Origin of the sequence: Myxococcus sp. CA039A, assembly GCF_013336645.1 — a bacterium.
GTDB lineage: Bacteria > Myxococcota > Myxococcia > Myxococcales > Myxococcaceae > Myxococcus > Myxococcus llanfairpwllgwyngyllgogerychwyrndrobwllllantysiliogogogochensis.
On record NZ_JABUMQ010000319.1, the window covers coordinates 1 to 13,063 of the forward strand.

The window sequence follows — 13,063 nt, forward strand, 5'->3', positions numbered from 1 at the left end:
GGGCAGCCACCCCGCCCCGAGCATCAGCCGACTGGACACACACGGCCCCCGGAGCATCACCGCGCAGCTCGCCCCCTGCTCCACCATGTCCCGCATGGCCACGCGCAAGAGGCGCTTCTGCTCCGCGCGCGGCACCGACGCGTGGAAGGCGAGCAGGTCCACCAGGGCGATGGTCAGCGGGCCCCGGGCATTCATCTGAAGCGTGTAGAAGTTGACCAATCCTCGCACGGCGCCGTCGCGTTCCAGGACGAGGGTGCGCGGCACGTCCCGGTACTGGAGCTGATGCGCGAGCCGCTCGGGCGTATAGGCGTATCCCAGGCTCACCGACTCCATCATCCGTTCCACCAGCGCCATGCACGCAGGCAGGTCCTCCGGACGATAGGGCCGGATGCCCTCCATTGTGTCCACGGACGGAGCGCTCCCGCGCAGCCACGGCCGCGCGAGCGTGAAGAGCGCGCGCTCGGCCGCCGTCTTGGACCAGCGCGCCACCGCCGCCGCGTCGAAGACGTGAAGCCACATGCCCAGCGTGTCGAAGGCCCGCAGGCCAGGAGTCTTCCTCCAGAAGCGCTCCGCCACACTGCCATCCTCCATACAGCCCAGCATGAGCAAGGCGCCGCGCTCGCGCTGACGCGAGGACATTGTCTCCGTCAGCTTCTGCCCCACGCCCGTTCCTCGGAACGCGGGGTCCACACTGAGCCAACTCCCGTACGTGCCTTCCACGGTACGAGTCCCCAGTCGGAGCCGGATGGGCTCCGCGAACAGGACTCCCGCCAGCTTCCCACCCGAGTACGCGGCCAGACGGTACTCTCGCGTCGCGAGCCTGTTGCCGAAGAGAAACCAGTCCAGCATCCGAGGCTGGAAGTCCGTCAGCGGCCCCTGCGCTCCGTAGTATTTGCCCCAGACGCGGTTGACGAACTGGGACGCATCCACCGCGTCCCCTTCGTAGGTCCGCACCTCAACCATGCAGGCGCTCCGACGGAGCGGGGACGCTGGCGGTCTGCGCCGGATGCGGACCGAACAGGTGCGTGTAGAGCGCGCGGGTGGAGGGCGTCAGCGCCTCCCACTCGGGAAGATGGATGCGCTCCGACTCCACGAGGACCTTCGAATAGAGCGCCTCGTAGACGCGCTTCACCTTGCCCGGGGCGATGGCATCCACGTCGAAGGCGGGCACCAGGCCCACCAGCTTGAAGCCCTGGTTCTCCGCGTTGCGCTGCGCGCGCGCCGTCTTCAGCGTGGAGTAGTAGAGCACCACCTCCGCGCCGATGTTGCGGCCCACGATTTCCAGCGCCGCGGTGCCCAGGAAGCCGATGCCCAGCCCGCGCCGCGAGGGCTCCAAGACACCCAGCGCCGCGGAAAGCTGCAGCCCGCGCACGTTCCGCTCCATCGTCAGCAGGCCGATGATGTCCCCGCTCGCGCGGTCACGCACGAGGATGCCGTACAGCGAGCGGTCCGGAGACTCGCCTCGCAGGAAGAACTCCCGCTCGTAGAACGAGGGCTCCAGGTGACGACTCTCCGTGCCGACCCGGATGTCCGGATACCAGCTCTCCAGCAGGGCCGTCAGTCGAGGGAGGTCCTCCCGCGCGAGCTGCTCCGCGGAGCAGCCCTCCGGTGTTTCAATCCCCGACAACATCTCCTCGAGACTCAGCCAGCGCATCAGGTTCATGCGCGCCACGGTAGGGTGCGCGGATGCGGAGCAAAGACCCGCGGGCCGGAATCCTCGCGGGTCTGTTTTTGATGAATCAGCCCTGGCCCGCAATCGTGACGTGCTCCACAGGCAACACGTCTCGGAGTGGGGCACCGCCGAAGCGGCCTCTCGACTTCTCAAGGACCGCTGTCCATGAGCCGACGAGCCCACGCCTCGCAAGGCGCCGCACGCGAGTCTCGGGCGCGGTGGCCTGGTGGACGCAGCCTCATCCCGGGGGACATGACGGCACAGGTGGACCAGCGTATGAAATGGGTGTCGCGCCCACACGTTGAGAACAGACAGCGATTTCCGGAGGAGCACCCAGGTGAGCCCTTCATGACTCTCGGCGGTCCCGTGACATCCCCGCCCGGACCCCAGCCCGCGCTCGTGCCCGCGCGGCCCGCCTCGCCGTGGAAGCTGCCCACGGTGCTGCAGCCACACTCGAGCCTGCTCACCAACTACCTGCTCGGCTCGCTGCTGGCGGGACCTGGGTTCCCCATCCTCGCGCTCTTGCGCTACTTCAAGTTCCGCACGCTGCGCTACGAGCTGGACGAGGAGGGCATCACCATGCGGTGGGGCATCCTCTTCCGACGCGAGGTGTCCCTCACCTATGCGCGCATCCAGGACATCCACCTGTCCAGCCATGTCGTGGAGCGGTGGCTGGGACTCGCGCGCATCCAGATTCAGACGGCGAGCGGCAGCGCCCAGGCGGAAATCACCATCGAGGGCATCCAGGACTTCGAGGCGATGCGCGACCTGCTCTACTCGAAGATGCGCGGCACCCGGGACCGGGGCTCCGCCGTGGCGAAGTCTTCCGCGCTGGCGACAGGTGAGTCGGAGGCGCTGACGGCCGCGCTGCGCGAGGTCGCCGCCGAGGTCCGCGCGCTCCGTCAGGAGCTGGGCGCGCGCACCGCGAAGGAGCAGGCGGATGAGTGACGTGCCCCACGCCTGGCTCCTGCGGTTCTTGAAGGTGGACCCCGAGCCCCAGCTTCCCGAGGGCACAATGCGAGTGTTCCGCGCGGCGCCGCAGTACCTGCTCTATCGACGGGTGCTGCTGGGGTTCAAGCACGTGGTGGCCGTCGTGGGCGCGGTGGTGGCATGGGCCTTCCTGAGCCAGATGCTCGCGCCCATGCTTCGCGGCCTTCCCGCCACGACGCTCGTGACGACGCTCATCTACGCGGTGGAGGTCGTCGCGTGGCTGGGCTTCCTGGTGCTGGTGCTGCCCTTGAGCTTCTTCGTGGTCCGGCTCGACTACGAGCTGCGCTGGTATGCGCTGACGGACCGGAGCCTGCGCGTCCGCGAGGGCGTCATGTCGCTGCGGGAGAAGACGATGACCTTCGCCAACATCCAGCAGATCTCCATCCAGCAGAACCCCGTCCAGCGGGTGCTGGGCATCGCCGACGTGAAGGTGGAGACGGCGGGCGGAGGCAGTGGCTCGCGCTCCCGCGAGTCGGACACGGACATGCAGGAGCACCTGCACGAGGCCCGCTTCCGGGGCGTGAGCAACCCCGAGGCGATTCGCGACGCCATCATGGAGTGCGTGCGGCAACACCGGGACACCGGCCTCGGCGAGCCCTCGGAGCTGGCCACGAACCCGGAGCCCACAGCCGCGCCGGCTCCGTCGACACTGGAGGCGGCGCACGAGGTGCTTGCCGAGGTCCGCGCGCTGCGAGGCACGCTGGCGGAGCGACCGGCGGCGCGCGCGACTCCTCGGGCGTCGTAAGCGGCTCGATTGGCCATTGTGCCGGCGGGGCCGCCTTCTCGCCGCGCCCGACTCCTCGGGCCTCGTGTGCGTTACCCCTGCCCAACGGAGCCAGCGGCGCGCGCGACGCCTCGCGCCTCGTGAGCAGCAACCTTGGCCAGTGTGCTGGCGGGGCCGCCCTCTCGCCTCGCTCGACTCCTCGGAACTCGTGAGCGGTGCCGACGAGCCACTCCGCTCCAGTTCGTGGACATGAAGAAGCCCGGTCGGCCACCTGGGCCGCCGGGCTTCTGTCCTTCCGCGCGTCAGGCGACGACTACGCGTTGGGGCGAATCATCGACACGTCGAACTGGCGGCCGACGACGTAGCCCGTGCGGGGCCCCGGGCGGGTGAGGCCGCCGGTGTTCTCGTCGACGTAGAAGCGGTTGTTCGGGTTGGTGTCCGCGCCACGGCTCTGGTTGCGCGTCGCCGGGTCGTTGAACGTGTAGTAGGTGCGGCCCTGCTGGTCCACGCCACGACCGGTGATGACGACGAAGTGGTCGGTGATGCCGTCGGCGTTGCCCACGTTGGCGGTCGACTTGTGGTTGACGCCCACGACGACCGGCTTGCCCGCGGCCAGCTGCTGGTCGATGTAGTTCCGGCCACGCTCCGCCGCCTGGCGGTCCACGGTGATGCCGTTGGGGCCCTCGCCCGTGGCGACCTGGATGCGGCGGGTGACGTCCGTCACGTTGGCGCCGCTCTGCCGAGCCATCGCCGTCGCCGCGCGGAAGCACGCCTTGTCACCAGCGCGCTCCACCTGGCTGGCGTCGTACTGGCTGATCCACGGGGTGCGCGTCTGCACGGCCGCGCGGTCGGTCGTCGCCGCGACGCGCTCGGTGTCGTTGAGGTTCGTCGGCGTCGCGCCGTTGGTCGTGGTGGCGGGGCGCTCGGAGGCCGGGCGCGGCGTGGGCGCGGCCGTGGGGCGCTCGGAGGCCGGGCGCGGCGTCGGGGCGACCGTGGGGTTCTCCGAGACAGGGCGCGGCGTGGGCACCGGGACCTGGCCCTGAGGAACGCCGTCGGCCTGCGTCGTACCGGAGCGATAGCCACGCGCATCCAGCGCCGTGACGAGCGCCGTCTCGCGGCGCGTCTGGTCGGCGCGCAGGCGGGACTCGCTGTGGTTGAAGCCGGCGGCGCGCAGGACGCCCTGGTCGTTGCGGTACGCGTTCACGCGCGCATCGATGAGCGAGTCGCGGGTGACGCCGCGCGGGTCCTGCGCCAGCCGGGGCATCTCACGGTTGATGAAGTTCTGCGCGGCGCGAGGCGACTGGGTGTGCAAATCGAAGTACGTGGACGCCAGCAGCGCGTTGTTCGGGTCCAGACCGGCGGCGCGGGCGGCGGCCTCGTAGCGCGGCGTGGCGTTGGTCAGCTCGCGGTTCCAGATCTGGTCGGCCTGCTGCGGGGTGTTGGCGCCCGTGCCCTGGTAGGAGAACGAGCCACGGTTGTGCGCCGCGTTGCCCGGGTCCGTGTGGCCGCCGTAGCTGGCCGTGAAGGAGCCGTCCGGACGGCGGTTGCCCTCGGAGGTGCCGACGACGATGGCCGCCTCGGAGTTGGAGCCGCCGCGGGTGAAGGCGCCCAGGTCCTGGATGTTGCGGTAGCCGTTGTTCGTCCCCGACGCGTTGGGGGACGTCAGGCCCGCCGCCGCGGTGGTGCCCGCGTCAAAGGTGTCGCCGGGATTCTGCCGCGCGCCCACGTTGGTCTGCGTGGGGTTGGCCGTCGTGCCCTCGAACCCGTCGCGGGCCGAGGGAAGCTGGATGGTCGTCCCCGCCCGAATCCGGTTCGGGTCGGCGATGTTGTTGAGCTGGGCCAGCGCATCCACGGTGGTGCCGTTCCGGGCGGCGATCTTGCTGAGCGTGTCGCGCTCCCGGATGCGGTAGCTGTTGCTGTTGTCCCTGTTGCTGACGTTGTTCCTGACAGTCATGTGGATGGCTCCCTATGAGGTCCGAGGCGCCCCTCCCCAATCACTGCCACCTGGGAGGGCATCCACAGACACCTCCCGGATTTTCAAGATCATCCGCGAAAAGTTGCGAACCCACCGAACTTCGCCCTGCCCCAGAGGGAGCGCTACAACCCCGCACGGGCTGTCCGCCTGTTAATGCAACGCGTTAATCCAGCAAATCCAGAGAGCCCGTGACCAATCCGTCACAATTCACGTTCAATCTCACGACTATTTTTTGATCAAACTGATGCAATCAATTGCGGGCCGGGAGTCTGGGCTGACCACGAGGGTGTCTGTCCTGAAGACAACAATGCCCCGCCGGCCGGAGCCAGCAGGGCACTGTGATTGAAAAGATTCCGTACTGCGGTACTCACGTCAGCGCGGCTTCGGACGTGGGAATCCGCGGGGCTTCCGGCTACTGGCAGTTCGCGGGCTCCTTGCAGGAGTACGTGCGGGTGATGCTCATGCGGAAACCATCCGTGCGGTTGGGACCCAGCGGGACGCAGGTGCCCAGGGAGTCAGAGATGGCGCAGCCACCCGCCGGGCACCTCGCGGCCACGGTGGAGGTCAGCAGGCTGCGCGCCTGGGTGGCCGCGGCGCCACAGGTGGCCCCTTCACCGGACCGGGTCGCCGTGTAGCGCGTCGTTCCGCAGGTACACGCCGGCGGACAGTAGGTGCGCACGCCGTCGCACTCCACCCAGCCACCGTTGTCAGGGCCCGAAGTACAGCCTGTCGTCGGAGAGGAGCACGTCACCGGCGTCCCGCTCGGACACGTCTGCTCCACACTGCAGAGCGCGGCCTCGGACGTCTCCAGCGAGCCATTCTCCTCGCCGCTCACGTCCCCCGCGTTGCAGGCCGCCAGGCCCAGCGCCACGGCAATCACTCCACTCCACATCCATCCGAGTCGAAGGTTCATTCCCCAACGGTAGAACCGCCAGTGAACCTTCATCAACCCCCGAAAAACCGGGCATCCGCTCCCTCTGGGAGAGAGCGGAGAGATTCCCGTCTGACTAGTTCTTTGAAATGGGGCGGTAGCGGATGCGGTGCGGCTCCAGGGCGTCGGGGCCCAGGCGCTTCTTCTTGTCCGCCTCGTAGTCCTGGAAGTTGCCCTCGAAGAAGAACGCCTTGCTGTCGCCCTCGAAGGCGAGGATGTGCGTGGCGATGCGGTCCAGGAACCAGCGGTCGTGGCTGATGACCACCGCGCATCCGGCGAAGCTCAAGAGCGAGTCCTCGAGGCTGCGCAGCGTCTCCACGTCCAAATCGTTGGTGGGCTCGTCGAGCAGGAGCAGGTTGCCGCCGCTCTTGAGCATCTTCGCCAGGTGCACGCGGTTGCGCTCGCCGCCGGACAAGTCCTTCACGCGCTTCTGCTGGTCCTGACCCTTGAAGGCGAAGCCCGCCAGGTACGCGCGGCTGGGCACCTGCCCCGCGCGGCCCAGGTCCAGGTGGTCCAGTCCGCCGCTGACCTCCTGGAACACGCTGTTGTCGCCGTTGAGCGCGTCGCGGCTCTGGTCCACGTAGGCCATCACCACCGTCTCGCCAATCTTCAGCTCGCCCGCGTCCGGCTTCTCCGTGCCCGTCATCATCCGGAACAGCGTCGTCTTGCCCGCGCCGTTGGGGCCGATGACGCCCACGATTCCGCCCGGCGGCAGCTTGAAGTTCAAATCGTCGATGAGCAGCCGGTCACCGTACGCCTTGCGCAGCCCCTTGGCCTCCACCACCAGGCCGCCCAGCCGGGGGCCGGGAGGGATGATGACCTCGCCGGTGGCCTCGCGCTTGTCCTGCGTCTGGTTGAGCATCTCCTCGTACGCGGAGATGCGCGCCTTGCTCTTGGCCTGACGGGCCTTGGGCGACTGGCGCACCCACTCCAGCTCGCGCTTGAGCGTCTTCTGCCGCTGGCTCTCCGACTTCTCCTCCAGCTCCAACCGCTTCTGCTTCTGCTCCAGCCAGCTGGAGTAGTTGCCCTTCCAGGGCACGCCCTCGCCGCGGTCCAGCTCCAGAATCCACTCGGCCGCGTTGTCCAGGAAGTATCGGTCGTGGGTGATGCAGACGATGGTGCCCTTGTATTCCTTGAGCGCGACCTCCAGCCACGCGACGCTCTCCGCGTCCAGGTGGTTGGTGGGCTCGTCGAGGAGGAGCAGGTCCGGCTTCTCCAGCAGGATTCGGCACAGCGCCACGCGGCGCTTCTCACCGCCGGACAGCTTCGTCACGTCCGCGTCGCCCGGGGGCAGGCGCAGCGCGTCCATGGCCATCTCAATCGTGCGGTCCAGCTCCCACCCGTTCGCCGCGTCGATGGCGTCCTGGAGCCGACCCTGCTCGGCGAGCAGCTTCTCCATCTCCGCGTCGCTCATGGGCTCGGCGAACTTCGCGCTCACCTCGTTGAAGCGGTCCAGCGAGGCGCGAATCTCCTTCAGCCCCAGCTCCACGTTGCCCTTCACGTCCAGCGAGGTGTCGAGCTGCGGCTCCTGCGCCAGATAGCCGACCTTCGCGGTCGGGTCCGGCTTCGCCACGCCGAAGAACTCCGTGTCCACGCCAGCCATGATGCGCAGCAGCGTCGACTTGCCGGAGCCGTTCGGGCCGATGACGCCAATCTTCGCGCCCGGGAAGAACGACAGGTAGATGCCCTTGAGGATCTCCTTGCCATTCTTGACCTTGCGCAGGTCCTGCATCGTGAAGATGAAATTCTGGGCCATCTGGGGCTTCCTGCTCTGGAGCGGGTGGGGGCTCGCGGATACCAGGGTGGAACAGCGCACTCAAGGCGAGAGAGTCCCGCGGTCACCCACCCTCTCTGCACCGGACGTCCGCCGCGAAGCACCCGGGCCCTCGTCAACCGCGCCTTCGGTCCGCACTGAACGATTCCATCAATATCCAGGCTTCATTGAATTGTTTGAATTACACCCTTAGCCTCCCGCCTCCATCCCGTTGCCCTGGAGGCAGTCATGAAGGTTTCGCCGAGCGTCCATCTCCCCCTGGTCCTGGCCGCGGCCCTGCTGTCGGTGGCCTGTGGAGGCGCGCTGGAAGAGGGGCCCGACGAGGTGGAGGAGACGGCCATTGCCCAGGGTGAGCAGGCCCTGGCGCCGCTGGCCTCGAGCATCTCGTTGTGCACCCCGCAGGGCGCCACCAGCCCCACCGCCTTCCCGTCGTTCCGGTGTCTCGGAAACGCCAGCGGCGGCACGCCCCCGTACAGCTATTCGTGGACGGGCGTCACGCACAGCCTCGTCACCTCGTGGACCACCAACGCGACGAGCTCGCGGGTCAGCGGGCTCTGCGACCCGGACGTCACGGCCCGGGTGGAGTTCACCGTCACCGACTCGCTGGGCGCCACGGCCTCCGCCACCCGGTCCTTCTTCTGCTTCGTCGTCGTGCCCTGACGCGCACACCGAGCACCGCCCCCGAGGTGTAACCCCCGGAGGCGGTGTCGGTCCGCTTCACCTCACCCGAGACTCAGAACGGGCACGGGTCGGCGGGCGTCCACCCGGAGATGCCCGCGTTGCCCAGGACGTTGGGCTGGTGCGGCGTCGTGCTCAGCCAGAAGTTCTGGTACGTGCGCTTGGCGTGGGGCATGCGCCGGAACGGCGAGCACACCGCGAAGTAGATGCTGCCCCGCTCCTGGAAGTCGTTGTTCGTGCCCGCCAGGCTCCAGTACCGCCAGCTCAACTGGTTCTCACGCGTGCTGTGGCAGGCGCGGCATGACGGCCCCTGCACCTGGAGGTACTCGTTCGTCTTGCCAGCCAGCGCCCAGTTGGGCTGCACGTAGGTGGAGTTCTGCGTCGCGGAGGGCAGCGTGGCCCCGCCGTACCAGCCCTGCACCAGCTCCTGGATGGTCGTCGTCACGTTGGTCTCCAGCACCGCCTTGTTCAGCTCCCGGAACTGCGCCTCCTGGCTCGCGCGGGAGAACGGGAAGATGCCGCTGACGGGCGGCGATTCGATGGTGGAGTAGCGATAGCTCTCCAAGTCGAACGGGATGAAGCGCGCGTTGAGGTCCCCGCGCGGGTCCGCGGAGAACGGGTCTCCGGCATGGCAGACGTTGCACAGGTGGGGCACGTACTTGTCGCCGTTGCCGTCCAGGTCCGCGCGGTCCACGCGGTTGCCCACGGCGTCGAAGACGTAGAACTTGGTGTACTGCGCGCCCGGCAGCGTCGGATGCGGGCTGTACTCCATGGCCACCGTGGCGATGGGCGCCACGTTGGCGGTGGCGAAGTCCACGCTGGCGTGGTTCGTCACATAGAAGGCCCGGTTCGCTCCCGCGCGCTTCATGTGCATGCTGCGCCCGAAGCCCAGGTCCCCGTTGTTGAAGTAGTAGGCCGTGGCGTCGTCCGCGCCGAAGCCGTTGAGCGTCTTCCACGTGGCCAGCGTCAGCTTCGCGCTGCCGGGGTCGATGGCCGCGTAGTAGGCCGCCGCCGTCACCGCGGAGCCATCGCCGTAGTTGTTGAGGAAGTCGGTGCCGGTGGGCACGCCCAAGGTCAGCGTCACGTCCGACGTGCAGACGGAGTACGGATAGGGCACCGTCAAGGCGTTGGTGCTCGAGTTGCCAGGCCCAGTGGTCGGGTTCACCGTCGCGGTGCTGATGACCAGCCCGTTGGAGTCGAGCACCTCGATTTTGATGACGGTGCTGGCCGGCAGTCGGGTGACGGCGTTGAGCGCCGCATCCAGGGTGGTGGTGTACACGGTGGGGGTGATGGTCCCGTTGGGGATGGTGAGGCGCACCGTCAGCGGCACCGGCAGCCGCCCGGTGTCGATGTGCACGCGCATGCAGTCCGCGCCCGTGGAGACGATGTCCGCGTTGAACACGGAGAAGTGCGGCACCGCGCCCACGTACGAGTCCCCCTGCAGGAACAGCGTGCCCTCCTCGCCCCATACGCCCTTGCTCTCGTCGTAGAACCACAGCGGCATGGACTCGGGCAGGCCCGCGGGCAGCTCCGCCTGCCTCGGGTCGACGGGGAAGAACACCTGCGCGGGCGTCTCCTTGCGCAGGTTGAAGCGACGACCCTCGTCATCGAAGATGTTGACGTCCAGCGCGCCAAAGCTCGTCAGCGTCACCACGTTGCCCTCTTGGGTCACCGCCGACAGGTCTCCGGGCATGCGGCCCTCCGGGTCCCTCAGGTCCACCGGCGCGAGCCACGCCGTGAGCGGCTGGTTCGCCGGATTGCCTTCCGCATCCACCAGCGAGTTGGCCTGGAGCCTGAGCACCACGGGGCGCTGGTCGCCCGACACGCTCGCCTCCAGCGTCATCTCCTCCTGGGGAATCAGCGTGAAGCGCTGCGCGGGCACCAACCGGTACTGCCCGTCCGGCGCCTGGTCCAGCAGCACGCGAGACAGGAGCTGGAAGCCGGTGGCGCGCACGTTGAGCACGTACCGCGCCGACTCCTCCACCATGAGCTGGAAGCCGCCCCGAGCGTTGGTGATGGCCTCCTTGTTTCCCACCGTCACACGCGCACCGGCCACCGGCTGGTTCAGCGCGTTGAGCACCTGCCCGCCGAAGTACGCCACCGGCCCCTGCGTGCTCACGCGCACCTCGCTCGTCGCCACGCCACCACGTCCGTCGGAGGCCACCGCCCAGACGCTGAAGCGCCCCTGCGCCGAGGGCAGTGTCCACAGCACGTCCGCGTTGGGCTGCGCCGACACCGCGCCCGAGCCCGCGGACGCCACCCAGCGCCACGTGAGCGCGTCACCATCCGAATCGCTCGCCAGCGCCGTCAGTCGCAGCGTTTCACCCGGCTGCGCGTTGCGCAGCGCCTGCGTGCCCCGCCACGCCACCGGCGCGCGCAGCACCGGCCGCGCGTTGCGGAAACCCAGGTCCCGCCGCACCACGACGCTGCCCACCTGCACCGACGCCGCCGCAAGCTCCGCCTCCACCCGCGCCACCACGTTCCAGCTTCCCGCCGGCGCATCACCCACCGCGTACTGGCCCAGGGCGTTGACCTGCACCTCCGAGGACACCGTGGCGTTGGTGGCCGGATTCACCAGCCGCACCCGCGCCGCGACATTCACGCCCAGGAAGTTGTTGCGCGACAGGGGCACCGAGCCATCGCGCAGGAGCGCCCGTCCCCACACCAGCGGCCGCACCGGCACCAGCGGCAGGTGGATGGGCATGACGAACGTCTCGTCCGCCAGGCTGAAGTTCGTCGTCTGGCATCCGCTCACGAAGCCCGGCGCGCTCCAGCACAGCCGGTACGTTCCCGCCGGCTGACGCGGCACCCCGAAGAAGCCATGCACGTCCGAGAACACATGCACGCTGTCCACGCTGGTCGCGACATTGCGCACCCACAGCTCCACGTTGGGCAGGTACACCCGCCCCGCCCAGCCCGACCCGAAGGCCTGCGTGTAGACGTGGTTGTGCACCTCCGCTCCATCGTTCTGCGCCGCCTGCGCCACACCGCGTGTCGTGTCCGCGCGAACAGGCGCGGCCGGCTCCCGACTGCACGCCACCGCGACCACCATCACACTCAAAGTGAAGAACGCCCGCGCACTCGCGCGTTGCAGACCTGGCATGAGGTACCCCCAGCTTCCGTTGGAAGACTCCCGGTTTCGGGCGCCGCGTCCCTCGGGGGACTCCCGCGCCTCCCCACCTCCGGGCCGGCGTGGAGGCTCAACCGTGTCAAAACAAGAACATTGTGGAAAGCCACTATTTCATGACGCGAGCCGCCACGCGGAGTGCGACCCGGCGCGACCCGCGGCGGACGCGTCTCACGGCGGGGCAGGGAGTTCTGACGGCGAAGGTCCGAGGTGTTAGGAGAAGCGCGCCATGTCGACGCCCACTCCCGCCCTCGAGCTCACGGGGCTCACCAAGCGCTACGGTGACTTCACCGCGTTGCAGCAGATGGACCTCACCATCCAGCCCGGAGAAATCTTCGCGTTGCTGGGGCCCAACGGCGCGGGCAAGACGACGATGATTGGCAGTGTGTGCGGCCTGGTCCGCAAGACGGCCGGCACCATCCGCGTCTTCGGGAAGGATTTGGACCAGGACCCGGTGGGCCCCCGCTACCAGTTGGGCCTGGTGCCGCAGGAGATCAACTTCGACCCGTTCTTCACCGTCGCGGAGTCCTTGCGCATCCAACTGGGCTTCTACGGGCAGCGCCAGGACGAGGCCCGGGTGGACGAGGTGCTCACCGCCCTCAACCTGCACACCAAGAAGGACTCGCTCACGCGCGCGCTCTCCGGCGGCATGAAGCGCCGGCTGCTCATCGCCAAGGCGCTGGTGCACAAGCCCAAGCTCGTCTTCCTGGACGAGCCCACCGCGGGTGTGGACGTGGAGCTGCGCCGCGACCTCTGGACGTACGTGCGCAAGCTCGCCTCGGAGGGCACCACCATCCTTCTCACCACCCACTACCTGGAAGAGGCCGAGGAGCTGGCGGACCGGGTGGGCATCATCAACGAGGGCCGCCTGCTGATGGTGGAGAACAAGGCCACGCTCTTGCGCCGCTTCGGCGAGAAGCGCGTGGTCGTCACCTTCCAGGAGCCGCAGACGACGCTGTCGGAGGCCACGCGCCGCTTCACGCCGCGCCTGTCCGAGGACGGCCGCTCGCTCACCTACGTGGAGCGCGAGGGCGTGGCCCCCGCCGGAGACCTGCTGCGCGTGCTGTACGCGGAAGGGCTGCCCATCGCCGACGTGGAGACGCGTCGCTCCCGCCTGGAGGACGTGCTGCTGGAGGTCCTCCGGGGACGTCCCTCGCCCCAGGCCGCCTGACCCCCTTCCCTTCTTCCGCGC

General features: G+C 68.7%; 10 protein-coding genes. 4 read left to right on the plus strand and 6 right to left on the minus strand.

Annotated elements, in window-relative coordinates; all coding sequences use genetic code 11:
* Both HR086_RS37620 and HR086_RS37625 read right to left on the minus strand, forming a co-directional pair.
* On the minus strand, positions 1-963 hold a 963-nt coding region (locus HR086_RS37620; RefSeq protein ID WP_174468040.1), incomplete at its 3' end, for a GNAT family N-acetyltransferase.
* On the minus strand, positions 956-1,663 hold the full coding sequence (locus tag HR086_RS37625; protein ID WP_246137801.1) for a hypothetical protein: 708 nt from the start codon (positions 1,661-1,663) through the stop codon (positions 956-958). The genes HR086_RS37620 and HR086_RS37625, both read right to left, overlap by 8 nt.
* 357 nt (positions 1,664-2,020) lie before the next feature.
* Between HR086_RS37625 and HR086_RS37630 the strand changes: the two genes are divergently transcribed.
* Positions 2,021-2,620, plus strand: coding sequence for a PH domain-containing protein (locus HR086_RS37630; RefSeq protein ID WP_174456921.1), 600 nt, complete (start codon positions 2,021-2,023; stop codon positions 2,618-2,620).
* Positions 2,613-3,407 (plus strand): PH domain-containing protein, encoded by a 795-nt coding sequence (locus tag HR086_RS37635; protein WP_174468041.1) that lies wholly within the window; start codon positions 2,613-2,615, stop codon positions 3,405-3,407. Before HR086_RS37630 ends, HR086_RS37635 begins: the two co-directional genes overlap by 8 nt.
* A gap of 292 nt (positions 3,408-3,699) precedes the next feature.
* Here the strand turns inward: HR086_RS37635 and HR086_RS37640 are convergent, their stop codons facing one another.
* The 3 genes from HR086_RS37640 to ettA form a co-directional block, all read right to left on the minus strand.
* The gene (locus HR086_RS37640; protein WP_174456923.1) at positions 3,700-5,340 is read right to left on the minus strand and encodes a LysM peptidoglycan-binding domain-containing protein; all 1,641 of its coding nucleotides are present in this window, start codon (positions 5,338-5,340) and stop codon (positions 3,700-3,702) included.
* A 433-nt stretch (positions 5,341-5,773) separates the two neighbouring features.
* Entirely contained in the window at positions 5,774-6,232 is a 459-nt protein-coding gene (locus HR086_RS37645) for a hypothetical protein (RefSeq protein WP_174468042.1), read from the minus strand.
* A gap of 136 nt (positions 6,233-6,368) precedes the next feature.
* On the minus strand, positions 6,369-8,048 hold the full coding sequence (gene ettA / locus HR086_RS37650; protein WP_141648596.1) for an energy-dependent translational throttle protein EttA: 1,680 nt from the start codon (positions 8,046-8,048) through the stop codon (positions 6,369-6,371).
* A gap of 246 nt (positions 8,049-8,294) precedes the next feature.
* Between ettA and HR086_RS37655 the strand changes: the two genes are divergently transcribed.
* The gene (locus HR086_RS37655) at positions 8,295-8,726 is read left to right on the plus strand and encodes a hypothetical protein (RefSeq protein WP_174468043.1); all 432 of its coding nucleotides are present in this window, start codon (positions 8,295-8,297) and stop codon (positions 8,724-8,726) included.
* Between the two features lie 73 nt (positions 8,727-8,799).
* Here the strand turns inward: HR086_RS37655 and HR086_RS37660 are convergent, their stop codons facing one another.
* Positions 8,800-11,847, minus strand: coding sequence for a carboxypeptidase-like regulatory domain-containing protein (locus tag HR086_RS37660; RefSeq protein WP_174468044.1), 3,048 nt, complete (start codon positions 11,845-11,847; stop codon positions 8,800-8,802).
* Positions 11,848-12,100: 253 nt separating this feature from the next.
* Here HR086_RS37660 and HR086_RS37665 point away from each other — a divergent pair, with 253 nt between their 5' ends.
* On the plus strand, positions 12,101-13,042 hold the full coding sequence (locus HR086_RS37665; RefSeq protein WP_141649503.1) for an ABC transporter ATP-binding protein: 942 nt from the start codon (positions 12,101-12,103) through the stop codon (positions 13,040-13,042).
* Positions 13,043-13,063: the final 21 nt, after the last annotated feature.

Bases quoted from the DNA above. Each gene is read 5' to 3' on its own strand.
- HR086_RS37655 (WP_174468043.1), top strand. From the start codon at position 8,295: ATGAAGGTTTCGCCGAGCGTCCATCTCCCCCTGGTCCTGGCCGCGGCC.
- ettA (WP_141648596.1), bottom strand. From the start codon at position 8,048: ATGGCCCAGAATTTCATCTTCACGATGCAGGACCTGCGCAAGGTCAAG.
- HR086_RS37665 (WP_141649503.1), top strand. From the start codon at position 12,101: ATGTCGACGCCCACTCCCGCCCTCGAGCTCACGGGGCTCACCAAGCGC.
- HR086_RS37630 (WP_174456921.1), top strand. From the start codon at position 2,021: ATGACTCTCGGCGGTCCCGTGACATCCCCGCCCGGACCCCAGCCCGCG.
- HR086_RS37640 (WP_174456923.1), bottom strand. From the start codon at position 5,340: ATGACTGTCAGGAACAACGTCAGCAACAGGGACAACAGCAACAGCTAC.
- HR086_RS37635 (WP_174468041.1), top strand. From the start codon at position 2,613: ATGAGTGACGTGCCCCACGCCTGGCTCCTGCGGTTCTTGAAGGTGGAC.
- HR086_RS37660 (WP_174468044.1), bottom strand. From the start codon at position 11,847: ATGCCAGGTCTGCAACGCGCGAGTGCGCGGGCGTTCTTCACTTTGAGT.
- HR086_RS37625 (WP_246137801.1), bottom strand. From the start codon at position 1,663: ATGAACCTGATGCGCTGGCTGAGTCTCGAGGAGATGTTGTCGGGGATT.